General features: G+C 64.5%; 11 protein-coding genes. 6 read left to right on the top strand and 5 right to left on the bottom strand.

Annotated elements, in window-relative coordinates; all coding sequences use genetic code 11:
• Window positions 1–233: 233 nt before the first annotated feature.
• The 5 genes from GSQ88_RS16365 to GSQ88_RS16385 all read right to left on the bottom strand — a co-directional run bounded on the left by GSQ88_RS16365 (window position 234) and on the right by GSQ88_RS16385 (window position 5,405).
• A complete protein-coding gene (locus tag GSQ88_RS16365) occupies window positions 234–974 on the bottom strand; it encodes an ABC transporter ATP-binding protein (RefSeq protein ID WP_210253830.1) in 741 nt (246 codons plus the stop codon).
• On the bottom strand, window positions 955–2,754 hold the full coding sequence (locus GSQ88_RS16370; protein ID WP_159008752.1) for a branched-chain amino acid ABC transporter ATP-binding protein/permease: 1,800 nt from the start codon (window positions 2,752–2,754) through the stop codon (window positions 955–957). Before GSQ88_RS16370 ends, GSQ88_RS16365 begins: the two co-directional genes overlap by 20 nt.
• Entirely contained in the window at window positions 2,754–3,611 is an 858-nt protein-coding gene (locus GSQ88_RS16375) for a branched-chain amino acid ABC transporter permease (protein ID WP_159008753.1), read from the bottom strand. Before GSQ88_RS16375 ends, GSQ88_RS16370 begins: the two co-directional genes overlap by 1 nt.
• 24 nt (window positions 3,612–3,635) lie before the next feature.
• Window positions 3,636–4,832: an ABC transporter substrate-binding protein gene (locus tag GSQ88_RS16380; RefSeq protein ID WP_246784824.1), complete on the bottom strand. Its 1,197-nt coding sequence runs from the start codon at window positions 4,830–4,832 to the stop codon at window positions 3,636–3,638.
• Between the two features lie 165 nt (window positions 4,833–4,997).
• Complete coding sequence (locus tag GSQ88_RS16385) at window positions 4,998–5,405, bottom strand: hypothetical protein (protein ID WP_159008754.1); 408 nt, start codon at window positions 5,403–5,405, stop codon at window positions 4,998–5,000.
• A 187-nt stretch (window positions 5,406–5,592) separates the two neighbouring features.
• On the opposite strand from GSQ88_RS16385, the gene GSQ88_RS16390 reads away from it, so the two are divergent.
• From GSQ88_RS16390 to GSQ88_RS16415, 6 genes are all read left to right on the top strand, one after another.
• Window positions 5,593–5,829, top strand: coding sequence for a hypothetical protein (locus GSQ88_RS16390; RefSeq protein ID WP_159008755.1), 237 nt, complete (start codon window positions 5,593–5,595; stop codon window positions 5,827–5,829).
• An 87-nt stretch (window positions 5,830–5,916) separates the two neighbouring features.
• Window positions 5,917–7,401 carry a caspase family protein gene (locus tag GSQ88_RS16395; protein ID WP_159008756.1) on the top strand — a complete coding sequence of 495 codons (1,485 nt, stop codon included), beginning with the start codon at window positions 5,917–5,919 and terminating at the stop codon, window positions 7,399–7,401.
• Window positions 7,402–7,467: 66 nt separating this feature from the next.
• The gene (locus GSQ88_RS16400; protein ID WP_159008757.1) at window positions 7,468–9,483 is read left to right on the top strand and encodes a pyrroloquinoline quinone-dependent dehydrogenase; all 2,016 of its coding nucleotides are present in this window, start codon (window positions 7,468–7,470) and stop codon (window positions 9,481–9,483) included.
• A gap of 52 nt (window positions 9,484–9,535) precedes the next feature.
• A complete protein-coding gene (locus GSQ88_RS16405) occupies window positions 9,536–10,771 on the top strand; it encodes a tetratricopeptide repeat protein (RefSeq protein WP_210253831.1) in 1,236 nt (411 codons plus the stop codon).
• A gap of 29 nt (window positions 10,772–10,800) precedes the next feature.
• Window positions 10,801–11,964: a hypothetical protein gene (locus GSQ88_RS16410; protein WP_159008758.1), complete on the top strand. Its 1,164-nt coding sequence runs from the start codon at window positions 10,801–10,803 to the stop codon at window positions 11,962–11,964.
• A gap of 20 nt (window positions 11,965–11,984) precedes the next feature.
• Window positions 11,985–12,884 (top strand): hypothetical protein, encoded by a 900-nt coding sequence (locus tag GSQ88_RS16415; protein ID WP_159008759.1) that lies wholly within the window; start codon window positions 11,985–11,987, stop codon window positions 12,882–12,884.
• Window positions 12,885–12,889 lie beyond the last annotated feature (5 nt).

A 12,889-nucleotide genomic window follows, 5' to 3' on the forward strand; every position in this document is an offset into this window, starting at 1 on the left:
GTGAGGCGATCAAAATCTTGCGCCAGTGAGTGGCCCGTTTTGATTTCGCGAGCGGCCAAGCAAACGGCCCGGTCAGGTGGGCACCATGACCGGGCCGCCGATAGCACCCCGTGTTGGGATGGATAGGGTTGCCATGAGCCAGATACGCCAGAGGGCATGGTTGCGTTTCGCGGAGGCCACGCTGTTTTGGAATATCGAGCGGCCTCATTCGGCCGGTACCCGATCATCCGGCATCATGGGGTCAGCGCCTGATGGCCGAAATAGGCCTGTTCGAGCCGCCTTGGCAGATCGCTCTCGCTGGTCGGGGCTTCCAGCACGATGTGTCCCTGCACCAGTCCATAGACGCGGTCGGCGGTCGCAAGCGCTTTTTCCAAGAGCTGCTCGACCAGCAGCACCGCAGTGCCTTGCTTGCGTAACTGCCGGATGACGTCGAGCACGCGGTCGACCAGTACCGGCGACAGGCCCGCCGACGGTTCGTCGAGCATCAACAGCCGTGGGCGCCGCACCAGTCCTTGCGCCACCGTCAGCATCTGCTGCTGGCCGCCGCTGAGCGCGCCGCCATACTCATGGCGCTTGGCGGCGATCTCGGGGAAAAACGACAGCGCTTCCTCGATCCTCGCAGTGCGCTCGCCCCGCGACAAATCATAGCCCGCCAGCAAAAGGTTGTCGGTGACCGAGATCTGGGTGAACACGCGATGGCCCTCGATCACATGCACGAGCCCGGCGCGGGCCGCCTCGCGCGGTGAGATGTTGGTGATGTCGCGGCCGCCGAAGCGGACATATCCGGCGTCGACCGGAAGCAGCCCCGACAGCGCGCGCAGCATCGTGCTCTTGCCGGCGCCGTTGGGGCCGAGCAGCGCCACGACCTCACCGGCCTCGACCTGGAAATCGATGCCATGCAGCACGCGGATCTTGCCGTAGCCGGATTGCAGCGCGGCGACGGCCAGCAGGGGTTCAGGCACCGAGGTATGCACTGACCACCTCCTTGTGGCTGCGAATCTCGGCCGCGGTCCCGGCGGCAAGGATGCGCCCGAGATTGAGCACCGTGATCTGGTCGCAGATGGCGAAGATCAGGTCGGCGTGATGCTCGACCAGCAAGACACCGGTGCCGCGTGCGCAAATCGCCTTGATCAAGGCGGCCAGCCGGTCGATCTCGTCTGCGGACAGGCCGGCGGCCGGTTCATCCAGCAGCAGGAAATCCGGATCGAGCATCAGCGCGCGCGCGATCTCGATGAAGCGCAGCTCGCTGTGCTGCAACCGGTCGGCACGAACATCGGCCAGCGTTTCCAGCCCAACCACGCCCAGCAGGCCGCGCGCTTTCGCCGCCAGCATGCGCTCGTCGCGGTGGTGTCGCGGCAATGACAGCAGCGCTTCGACGAAGGAGGCCTCGCCCTCGATGGTGCCGCCGATCATCACGTTTTGCAGCACCGAGGCTTCGCCGATCACGCGCGGCGTCTGGAAGGTGCGGGCGATGCCGCGCGCGGCGCGCAGCGCCGGCATGCCCGGCGGCAGCGCGTCGTCTCCCAGCGTCATGGTGCCGCCCTTGGCGGCGTAGTAACCGGAGATCACGTTGAGCGTCGTGGTCTTGCCGCTGCCGTTAGGGCCGATCAGCCCGTGGATCCGCCCCGGTGCTACGTCGAGATCGAGCCCATCGATGGCGCGGACATTGCCGAAGCTCAGCGCGATGCCGCGCAGGCTGAGCGTCTTGCCGCCGGCGCGCTTGCGCACGATGTCGCCGAGTGCTGCCGGGCGCGGCAGGATGGCGCGGTTGCTGGGAAGCGGACGCCGGTTGCGGAAGTCCAGTAGTGCGGCGATGCCGCCGGGGATCACCAGCACGATCACGAGCAGCAGCACCGCGTAGAGGAAGGTCGACCACGCCGCCAGGGGGGCTGCGAGCTCCGGCAGGATGGTCAGGATGATGGTGCCGAGCAGCGGCCCCAGAATCGAGCCGCGGCCGCCGATCAGGATGGCAATAAAGAACAGCACCGACAGATCGAAGGTGAAGGCATCCGGCGTGATGTAGGTTTGCAGGCTGGCAAACAGTCCGCCGGCGATCGCCGCCAGCGCGCCGGCGAGCAGGAAGATCGCGATCAGCATCCGCGGCTTGGAAATGCCGGTGGCTTCGGCCGCGACTTCGGCGTCGCGCAGCGCGACCAAAGCGCGCCCGAACCGCGAATGCGCGATGTTGGCGCTGATCCAGGTCGAGACCGCCGCAAGGCCGATGCAGAGATAATAATAGCCCCATGCGGTATTGAAGGGCGCGGGGAATTCCGGACCCGCAATGCCGATACCGCCGCCGGTGACGCTCTGCCAGGCCAGCGCGATCTGGGTGACGATGGTGGCAAAGCCCAGGGTCGACATCGCGAAATAGAAGGTACGTAACCGCAGCGCCGGCAGGCCGACGACGACGCCGAACACCGCGCCGACGACGGCTGCGATCGGCAACGCCGCGAACACCGGCACCGCGGGCATCACATTGCCGGCGACCAGTACGCTCGTGGTGTAGGCGCCGAGCGTCAGCAATGCGACATAGCCGATCGCGAGGTGACCGGCGAAGCCGACCACGAGGTTGAGGCCGGACACCAGCACCCAGTAGATCGCCGCCCGGGTGCCGATCAAGGCCCAATAGTCGTTGCTGACGAACGGAAGTATCATCGCGACCGCGAACACGCAGAGGAACGGCACCAGTTGCGGCAGTACCGCGCGAAAGGCGCTTGGTTCGCTGCGCGGGGGCGTGACGGTGACCGATGTCATCACACCCTCCGCGCCGTGGCCGAGCCGAACAGGCCGCGCGGCGCCGCCAGCAGCACCACGATGAACAGCGTGAATACCGCGACCGACGAGAAGATGCCGCCGACCAGGAAATTGGCCGCCTGCTGGAACAGGCCGAGTGCGATGCCGCCGATGATGGCGCCGCGGTTGTTGCCGAGGCCGCCGATCGCCACCGGCACGAAGCCGTAGAAATTCAGCAACGCGCCATTGGCGAAGAAGGCCAGCAGCAATTCGCCGCCGGAAAATCCGGCGATGCCGCCGATCACGCCGGCCAGCGCGTAACTTGCGATCCGCAGATTGCGCTCCGGCAGCCCGAGCGCGCGCGCGGCGAAATTATCTTCCGCGATCGCGAGGAAAGCGCGGCCGACCAAGGTGCGGCGATAGAGATATTCGAGGCCGATCACGGTCGCGGCGCAGGCCACCACCGGCAGCCAGAACTTTTCGTCCCAGACGCCGCTGCCCCAGCCGATCAGCTTCGGAAACGGCTGCGGCTCGGTGCCCCATTTGATCGCGGCGACCTGCTGGATCATCAGGGCCAGCGCCAGCGTGGAGAGCACGTAGAGATGCTGGTCGAGATTCTTCAGCACCGGCCGCACCGCGACGAACTCGGTGATGATTCCGATGATGGCGCAGCCGACCAGCGTCAACACGAAGCCTGCGATCACCGGCAGGCCAAGTTTGAGCATGAACATCGAGCCGAACACGCCGCCGAGCATCGCCAGTTGACCCGAGGTGAAGCTCATCACCCGCGAGGTCGAGAACATGGTGTTGTAGGTGACGCCGACCAGCGCGTAGATCGCGCCGGCCGCCAGACCGGAGGCGAGGATTGAGCCGAGCATGGGCTTACACTCCCGCGCCGCGGCTTACGCGTAACCCGGCGCCAATGCGAAGGTTCCGCTCTTGGCGGAGTTGGCCGCCGACATCACGATCTCATCGGTCGGGTAGCCATTATGCTGGCTCGGTGAGAAGGTGTAATTGCCGAAATAGCCGGGATATTTCGACAGCGTGTTCAAATGGGCGATGATGCCCGGGGCGTCGGTGGATCCTGAGGCCTCGACGGCTTTGGCGAACAGTTCGACCGCATCGATGCCGCCGGCGATCCACCACAGCAGGGTGTCGTTGAGCGGAATATTGGCCTTGGTCAGGCGATCGACCAGTTCCTGGCTCTTCGCCGGCAATTTGCCGGCCGCGTCGTAGCTGCAACTCTTGTAGCCGACCGCGTACACTTTCTCCCAATTGGCGGGTTTTTCGATCAGGCCGGCGATGTCGCCCGACGCCAGCGACGGATGGCCTACGAAGGCGACGTCCCAGTTCATGGTCGCGCGGGTGTTGAACATCCGGGCTTCCATGCTGGTGGCGACGCTCCACACCACGATGACCTCGGCGCCGGCATTCTTGGCGCGCAGCATGTCCGGGGTCATGTCCGGCTGGGTCGCATCGATGTTGGCCTGGTAGACCACGTCGGCGCCGTCCTTCTTGAAGGCGGCCACCGAGGCGCCGACCGCGGTGACGCCGTAGCCGGTGGTGTCGCCGAACACCGCGATCTTCTTCACCTTGAGGATCGTGAGACAATAATTGCGCACCGCGTCATCCCATTGGCTGTTGGATGGCGCCATCCGGAACGCATTGGGAAATTTGGCGGGATCGATCAGGGTTTCGACCACGCATGGATGGATGTCCGGCATCTTGGCGCGCGCCATGATCGGCGTGGTGGCGAGCGCTTCGCCGGAGTTCACCGGTCCCCAGATGCCGTGAACCTTGAGCTGGCTGATCATCTCCTGGGTGGCGTTGACCGCCTTGGTGGGATCGCCCTGGGTGTCGCGGGTGATGACCTCGATCTTGCGGCCCTTGACGCCGCCCGCCGCATTGATGGTGTCGACCGCGAAGGTCACGCCGCGATTGAAGCCGACGGTCGGGGCCGAACTCGGGCCGGTCATCGCGGCGAGCCAACCGATCTTGATCGGCTCGGACTGGGCAATAGCGGGCATGGGCCGCGAGAATGTCGCAGCGCCAAGCGCGCCGGTGGTGCCCAATAAAACGTCGCGACGTGAAATGCCCAAGAATTCCTCCCAATTTTATACTTTTCGACGCCCGTCGTTGCCGCGGGCGCTTGCCAGCAATCCGTTTCGGCGTATCGCCGCAACGGATTTGCTGAAATCAAATTTGACCCTGATGTGGACGCCTTGTCCAGAGCTTCCGGCGCGACCCGTTGGCGCGAAAACGCGCTATATCGGCTCGAAGCTCTCGGACGCGCAGCTGTCGCTGTCCTCGGCCCGCTGCCGGTCGAGGATCACGCCTTCCTCGATGTCGATGCGATAGGTCTGCATGCCCAGCGGTTTGCCGGTGGCGGAATTCAGATCGGCCCTGACACAGGCGATCCAGCCCGGCCCACGGAGATTGTGGCGCGCCGGGGAGACCTGCACGTCGTGCGGGGCCGACGAGGCCATGAAAACCGAGTCGAGATGGCCGCGAACCAGCTGCTTGACGTCGGGAGGCGGCTCCAGCGGCGGCGGGCCGCCGTCCTTGACGCGCATGAACTCGGGCACCGGCGAACGGCTGTCGGCAAAGCCGCATCCCGCCAGCGCCAACGCGCCGGCCACCATCAACCCGATATGAACTACGATCCGCCCCATTGGGACGGTTCTAACCCGGGGCAGGCAAAATTGCTGTAATTGCTAGATTAATTTTCGTTCACGGCATGTAACAATGTGCTGAAACCGGATACGGAAGCAGCTATCCTGCGGCGCGTGCCGGATGTTGGCCATTTTTTGGTCGCAGGAACGAGCTTGCGAAAAAAAGGACGGCAGGGAGACCCAAGCGATGAAGGCCTTGACGATTGTGGCGACGGTGCTGGCGTTGCTGGTGGTGCCCGCGCACGCCCAGATGGGCAAACGGAATCAGGGCGCCGGCGATAGCAAGAAAGACGACTCGGCCACCAAGAAGGTCGACGACAAGGCCTACAAGGCGGCGCTTGAGAGAATTCCCGACTCCAAGGAAAAATACGATCCGTGGGGCGTGACCAAGCCCGCCGCCGATCCGGCCAAGAAGCCTAAATAGCGAAGCCGAAATAGCAGTTTTCCGAAATCCAGCCATGAACCTCTGCGCCGAAGGGCTCGACCAATGGTCGAGCCTGGAGGTATCACCATGTTCCGTGCCATCCATTGCAGTCTGATTGCAGCAGGGCTGATGCTGGTGTCGCACGCAGCCCTTGCCGAAAATCGCGTCGCCTTGGTAATCGGCCAGTCGAATTACCGCGCCGTGGTGGCGCTGCCCAATCCCGCCAATGACGCCAAGGCGATGTCCCAATTGCTGGGCGAAGCCGGCTTCGAGGTCGAGACCGCGGCCGATCTCTCGCAGAACGAAATGCGGGAAAAAGTCAGCGGCTTTGCCGCCAAAGTGGCGGCGAAAGGCCCCGATACCGTGGCGCTGGTGTTCTACGCCGGCCACGGCCTGCAAATCGACGGCGAGAATTATCTGGTGCCGGTGGATGTCGACCCGAAACGGGAAGCCGACATTCCATTGCAGGCGGTCCGTCTCAATGACGTCCTCAACACATTGACATCGGTGCCGAGCAAGATGCGCATCCTGCTGCTCGATGCCTGCCGCAACAACCCTTTCCCGGAGATCAGCAAGACCGCCGGGCACGGGCTGGCGATCGTCGATGCCAAGACCGGCGCTCCCGGCACCTTCATGTCGTTTTCGACCTCGCCGGGCGCGGAAGCCGAAGACGGTAGCGGCACCGATAGTCCCTATACGACCGCGCTGCTGTCGGTGGCCAAGCAGCCGGGGCTTCCGATCGAAGATGCCTTCAAACGGGTGCGCGTTGCCGTCAACAAGACCACCGAGGGCCGCCAGACGCCGTGGGATAGTTCCTCGCTGACCGACGAATTCAGTTTTTTCCCGAATGCAAATGCAGGTGCGAGTGCAAGCGTCGCACCGGTGTCAGCCACTGACGCTGCCGCCGCGACGCTGCCGGCGACCAGGCGCACCGTCGCGCAATGGCGCACTGAGTTGCAGGACAAGCGGGCCGAAGAGGCCAATGAGATGATCGTGGCTGACGGCAGCGAAGAAGCCTATGAGGCGTTTGTCGGGCTGTTCGCGGCGTCGCCGTTCGGTCCGCAGGCGCGGCTTTGGCTCGATCGGCACCGGCGGATGGTGGCCTGGAATAACGCGTTGATCATCAACACCGCCGCGGCATATCACGCCTTCCTGGGGCAATATCCCGACAGCGATCTGACCGCGACCGCGCAGAAACTGGAAGCGCGGCTGCGCAATCGCCCGGATCTCGCCAACGCGTTAGCACTTGCCGTTCCGGCGAGCACGTCGGTCGGCCCGACCTGTCCTTGCACCACGCAACCCCCGCTGCTGCAAAAAGTCGATCTGGCCCCGAACCCGAAGAAGAAGATTGTCGAGCCCGATCCGCCGAAGCGCGGTTCAAAGCCGCGACGCGTGCGTAACCGCGATGACGATGACGATGTCCCGGTCCATCACCGGCCGCCGCCGGTTTATGACGAACCGGCCTATGGACCGCCGGTCGGCGTCGGCATAGGGGGCGGCGGTTTTGGCGGTGGCTTCGGCGGCGGCTTCGGAGGTGGCTACCGCGGTGGGGGAGGCGGGGGCCGCAGATAGGAACGTTGGAAGGGTGCGCTGCACGTCGTATAATCCTGGCCCCTGGCGATGTGACGGCGAGGTGCCATGCGATACCTATCCGGTCTGTTCACCGCCTTGTTGCTGGTCGCGAACCCATCTGTGTTCGGCTGGGATCATTGGGGCGCGGACCTCGGCGGCAGCCGGTTTTCCAAGCTCGATCAGATCACGCCGGCCAATGTCGGCAATCTGGTCCGCGCCTTTGTGTTTCACACCGGCGATCTTGAGGCCCGCGCGCCGGAGCTGATGGCCCGCACCAAGCTCGAGGCCACGCCGCTGTTCGTTGAAGACAGCCTGATCTTCTGTTCGCCTTTCAACGAAGTCATCGCACTCGATCCCGGCACCGGTGCGCCAAAATGGCGCTATGATCCCAAGATCAGTCCCACGCAGCTCCCCGCAAACCGATATAATTGCCGCGGCGTGACCTATTGGGTCGATACCAAGGCCGCCGAAAACGCGCTGTGCCGCGCCCGGATCTTCATGGGCACCAACGACGCCCGTGTGATCGCGCTCGATGCCAAAACCGGTATCCCCTGCGTCGATTTTGGCGATCACGGCGAAGTCAGGCTCGATGTCGCAAAGCCGCTGCTCTGGCCTGGCGAATTCCAGATCACGTCCGCGCCGGTGGTGAGCCGCGACGTGGTCGTGGTCGGCTCCGCGATCTCGGACAATACCCGCGTCGACGGGCCGGCAGGAACGGTGCACGCCTTCGATGCGCGCAGCGGCAAGCCGCGCTGGAGTTGGGACCCGCTGGTGCGCGACGGCATTGAGGCCGGCGCGGCCAATGTCTGGGCGCCGATGTCGGCCGACGAGGCACGCGGACTGCTGTTCCTGCCGACGTCGTCGCCGAGCCCGGATTTCTGGGGCGGCAAGCGGCCAGGCGACAACGCGCACGCCAATTCCGTGGTGGCGCTGCGCACCGAGACCGGCGAACTGGTGTGGTCGTTCCAGACCGTGCATCACGACGTCTGGGATTATGATGTGCCGGCGCAGCCGACGCTGACGCGGATCGACACCGGCGCGGGCTTGCGCGATGTCGTGATCCAGCCGACCAAACAGGGTTTTGTCTTTGTGCTCGATCGCGACACCGGCCAACCGGTCTGGCCGGTCGAGGAGCGCGCCGTGCCGCAAGGCGCTGCCGAAGGCGAACAGCTTTCGCCGACCCAGCCGTTTCCGACCCACGTGCCGGCGCTGCTGCCGCAACAATTTTCAGCCGCGGATATCTTCAAGCCGTTTCTCGGACTAGGCAACTCCGCCTGTGAGCAGCAGCTCTCGGGCCTGCGCAACGAGGGGCTGTTCACGCCGCCTTCGACGCAGGGAACGCTGTTCTATCCGATGACCGGGGGCGGGGTGAACTGGGGCAGCGCGGCGTTCGATCCGGTCAACCAGATCCTCTACGCCAATGTCAGCCGTGCCATCCATATCATCAAGTTGATACCGCGGGCCGAGGTCGAGGGTTTGAAGCCGGCAAAAGGATTTGATTTGGGCGAGCAGCGCGGCGCGCCGTTTGCGATGACGCGGCGTGTGGCGCTGTCGCCGCTCGGGTTTCCCTGCAACAAGCCGCCATGGGGGGAAACGGTCGCGGTCGATCTGAAGGCTGGAAAAATTCTCTGGCGGTCGACGGTGGGAACGTCGGAAGATCGGGCACCGCTCGGCATCGCCTTCAAATGGGGTACGCCGCTGCCCAACGGTGTCGTGATTACCGCGGGCGGCCTGGTCTTCACCGGCGCGATGGATGCGTATCTGCGCGCGCTCAATGCCAAAACCGGCGAGGAGCTTTGGCAGGGCCGGCTGCCGGTGCCCGGGCTCGCCAATCCCATGACCTATTTCTGGAAGGGCGAACAATATGTGGCGATCGCGGCCGGCGGTCATTCCGAGGCCGGCACCACGATCGGCGATAGCCTGGTGGCGTTTCGTCTGGCGCGGCCGGGTGAGACGCCCTCGCTGTGGTCGCGCACGATCGACCGGCCGGGCGGCAGATTCTTGAGCGGGGCGCTGGTCGTTGCGCTGACGATCCTGCTGCTGGGGATTGGACTCTGGCGCTGGCGGCGGCGGCCGCATTGAACCCGGCGGGCAGCGTTGGTGACCAACGGCCATGCGGCGATTGCTGTCCACTATGCCTAAGATGATCGTGCGCGCGCTGGCCGCCATCCTGCTGATGTCGAGTTTTGCCGCTCCCGTCGGCGCGACCCCGTTGGACGACGCCAACGCCGCCGCCGACAGTGGCGACTATGCCAAAGCGATGCAGCTTGTGCGCCCGCTGGCCGAGCAGGGCGATCCTGCCGCGCAATACGATCTCGGGGTGATGTACTACGCCGGTCAGGGCGTGTCGCGAGACGCGGTCGAGGCGGCGCGGTGGTTCGGCAAGGCCGCCGAACAGGGCGACCTCAATGCCCAGTATAATCTCGGGGTGCTCTACGATCACGGGCTCGGCGTCGCGCAGAACGATACCGAGGCGCTGAAATGGTATCGCAAGTCGGCCGAACAGGGCTATGCGCCGGCCGAGACCAATCTCGGCGGCATGTATGACCATGGACGGGCGGTGCCGCTGGACCATGCCGAGGCGCTGCGCTGGTACCGCAAGGCCGCCGAACAGGGCCTCGCGCCGGCCCAGTTCAATCTCGGCGCGATGTATTACAACGGCCAGGGCGTCGCGCAGGACACGGCCGAGGCCATGAACTGGTGCCGCAAGGCGGCCGAGCAGGGTTTTGCCATGGCGCAGAACTATCTCGGGCAGATCTATGTCGATGCGCCCGCACAGGATTATGCCGAGGCCGTAAAATGGTTTCGCAAGGCTGCCGAACAGGGCAACGCCGATGGCCAGCTCAATCTCGGCCTGAGATACGAGAACGGCGAGGGCGTACCGCAAAATTACGCCGAGGCGATGAAATGGTATCGGCTCGCGGCCGACAACGGCAAGCTTGGCGCGATGTACGGCATTGCGCTGATGTATGATAACGGCGAGGGCGTCGCACAGGATTTTGGCGAGGCGATCAACTGGTATCGCAGGGCGGCGGAGCACGGCTTTCCCCCGGCCGAGTCCAATCTCGGGCTGATGTACCAAAGCGGCAAGGGCGTGCCGCAGGACTATGCCGAGGCCGCGAACTGGTATCGCAAGGCAGCCGAACAAGGCCTGCCCACCGCCCAGGCCAATCTCGGCAACCTCTACATTGGCGGTCGCGGCGTTCCGCTGGATCGAGTCCACGCGTATATGTGGCTCAGCGTGGCGGCGGCGCGCGGTGACCCAAACGCAGAGAAGATTCAGCAACGCGTCGCCAAGGCGATGACCCAGGCCGAGATCACCGAAGCACAAAGGCTCGCGGCCGAATGGAAGCCGGGAGCGGCGCATTAGCTTTGCGCGATCATCACGGAAAGGATTTCATGACATTGTTTGCTGTCGCCAAACGCGCCACGGTTACCTGCATGATGACCGTAGCGCTGGCGCTGCCTGCGGATGCGGCGGTTTCCTGCGCCGGCGCCGCCCGGCATCTGGTGACATTGGTCAGGGACCACTGGCCTTCGTCGAATGAAGCCACGCCGGTTGCGACCGGCGACATGCTCAGTACTTTTCGGCACACCTCGCCACCGGGATTCATTCCCGGAACCACGCGCTTCAAGCTGAAGGCCTATTCGCGACAGGCGTTCATCAAGCAGGCGGCGCAGCTTAAACGGCCCTTCACGCCATCCCCCGGCTTGCTGAAGGCGCTTGATGGTGTCCAGGAAGAACTGGTTGTTTCCGATCTGCCGGGCAGCAACCTGTTGGCCGCCAACAGCATTGCCGGCACCGCACATTGCAATTCGACAATATTTTTCTCGGTGAACCGGGGACGCGGGCGCTTGGTGCCGGTGCCGGAAAGCGGGCAGAACGATATCGGCGGCTCCTGCGGGCTGACGCTTTCGTTTGCCTCGGTGGATGGCCTTCCCGTTGTTATCGATGACGACCTCGATGCCGGACCGAGCCTCGCCTCGACATTGACGCTGACGCCGTGGGGCGGCAGCAGATGGCAACCACCGTGCAAGGCCAGCTTTGTCTTTGCGCCGCATTTTGATCCAGCGAAGACGTGGAACGATTGGGCCAGTCTTAACAATTGGGACAACAACGATTGCGGCAGCGGCGGTTGCGGCGGATTGCAGCGCGCGGCACTCGATCTGGTCCGGCAGACGCAAGGGGATCGCACCGGGGTGGAAGCGCATGTGCTCTCGGGGCTGACGCCGGCGCAGCGCGAGGAATATCAGCGCCTCAAGCGCGTCGCCGACCGCCCGGATCCCGACGACCGGCAGGCCGGCGGTGACGATACAGCAAAGCCCATGGCGGCAAAGCCCGCGACCGCGGCCACGCTGACCGACGCGATGCCGCTGCTGCTGCCGATGGTGGTGGATGATCGGGTGTTGCTGGCTAGCGTTGGACATTTTACGATCGGCTGGCGGGTTTTTGCCGATTGGAAGGTGACGGTCGAGGCAGCCGAGGCCGAGCGAACCAAAGAGATCGCGCGTTTTGCCATCGGCATGACCCAAGGCCCGATCGTCAGCGTGTCCATCAAATGATCGCACCGGGAATGACCATCATGAAGACCGCAATTTCGGCAGTGGCGTGCGCGGCGCTAGCTTTGATGTTCGCGCTTGCCGAAGCCGGCGCGGCACAGCCTGCGCCGGAGGATCGCTACATCGCGACGCGCGATGCCGCGATCGCGAAGCTGTCGCCGCTGTACGATGCCGGGGCGCTCGACGATGCCGCGACCGCGGCCGAGGCGGCGGCGTTCGCGGATCTGCTGGCGCAGATGACTGCGATCCTGGGCGAGCCCGCGCGCAAGGGTTTCGGGCCGGCACGGCTCAATATCGACACCTTCTACAAGGGCGATGAGGGTTTCGGCACGCTCGACGGCCTGCGTTTCGACGCAGAACTCGGCCGCAACGGCGAGAAGGCCGGTGCCAACGGCGCCGACGGCAAATATGTCGAGCCCAAGGCCCATATCATTGTCACGACGCCGACGCTGTTCGAGCGTTGGCTGCTCGCCCACAAGGATTGGTGGGACAAGGGCGCGCGCAATGTCCCGCAGCGGATCGGCTCGGCGCTAAAGGACGCAAGCTTCTACACCCAGGCGATTTCCAGCGATGCGGCGGTGATCAATTTCAGTCTGTTACCGATGGCCAAGCCCGATTCCGCGACCTTCAGCTACGGCATTCTGGCCGGACGAACCCAATCCGACATCCCCGATGCGGCGGATCAAGTGTTCGTGTCGGCGCTCACCGATGGCAAGGTGTATATCGCCTACGGCGCGATCGATCCGGTGGTGAAAATTTCTGAATGCAGCGCGATCCGCGCCGATGACAACAAGCGCGATCTTCGCCAGCAAAGCGAGGACGCCTTCATGCGCTGCTTCACCAAGCGCGCGCCACAGCAGCCGTCATTCGCCGAGGCCACGCGGCAGGCCCAGGCATTGCTGATGGCGGCGATGGGGAAATAGTGTGT

It is taken from the genome of Bradyrhizobium sp. S69, assembly GCF_009766005.1.
GTDB lineage: Bacteria > Pseudomonadota > Alphaproteobacteria > Rhizobiales > Xanthobacteraceae > Bradyrhizobium.

What these genes read in the sequence shown, in the direction of transcription:
- GSQ88_RS16370 (WP_159008752.1), bottom strand. Translation starts at nt 2,754, where the DNA reads ATGACATCGGTCACCGTCACGCCCCCGCGCAGCGAACCAAGCGCCTTT.
- GSQ88_RS16375 (WP_159008753.1), bottom strand. Translation starts at nt 3,611, where the DNA reads ATGCTCGGCTCAATCCTCGCCTCCGGTCTGGCGGCCGGCGCGATCTAC.
- GSQ88_RS16385 (WP_159008754.1), bottom strand. Translation starts at nt 5,405, where the DNA reads ATGGGGCGGATCGTAGTTCATATCGGGTTGATGGTGGCCGGCGCGTTG.
- GSQ88_RS16390 (WP_159008755.1), top strand. Translation starts at nt 5,593, where the DNA reads ATGAAGGCCTTGACGATTGTGGCGACGGTGCTGGCGTTGCTGGTGGTG.
- GSQ88_RS16395 (WP_159008756.1), top strand. Translation starts at nt 5,917, where the DNA reads ATGTTCCGTGCCATCCATTGCAGTCTGATTGCAGCAGGGCTGATGCTG.
- GSQ88_RS16400 (WP_159008757.1), top strand. Translation starts at nt 7,468, where the DNA reads ATGCGATACCTATCCGGTCTGTTCACCGCCTTGTTGCTGGTCGCGAAC.
- GSQ88_RS16405 (WP_210253831.1), top strand. Translation starts at nt 9,536, where the DNA reads ATGCCTAAGATGATCGTGCGCGCGCTGGCCGCCATCCTGCTGATGTCG.
- GSQ88_RS16410 (WP_159008758.1), top strand. Translation starts at nt 10,801, where the DNA reads ATGACATTGTTTGCTGTCGCCAAACGCGCCACGGTTACCTGCATGATG.
- GSQ88_RS16415 (WP_159008759.1), top strand. Translation starts at nt 11,985, where the DNA reads ATGAAGACCGCAATTTCGGCAGTGGCGTGCGCGGCGCTAGCTTTGATG.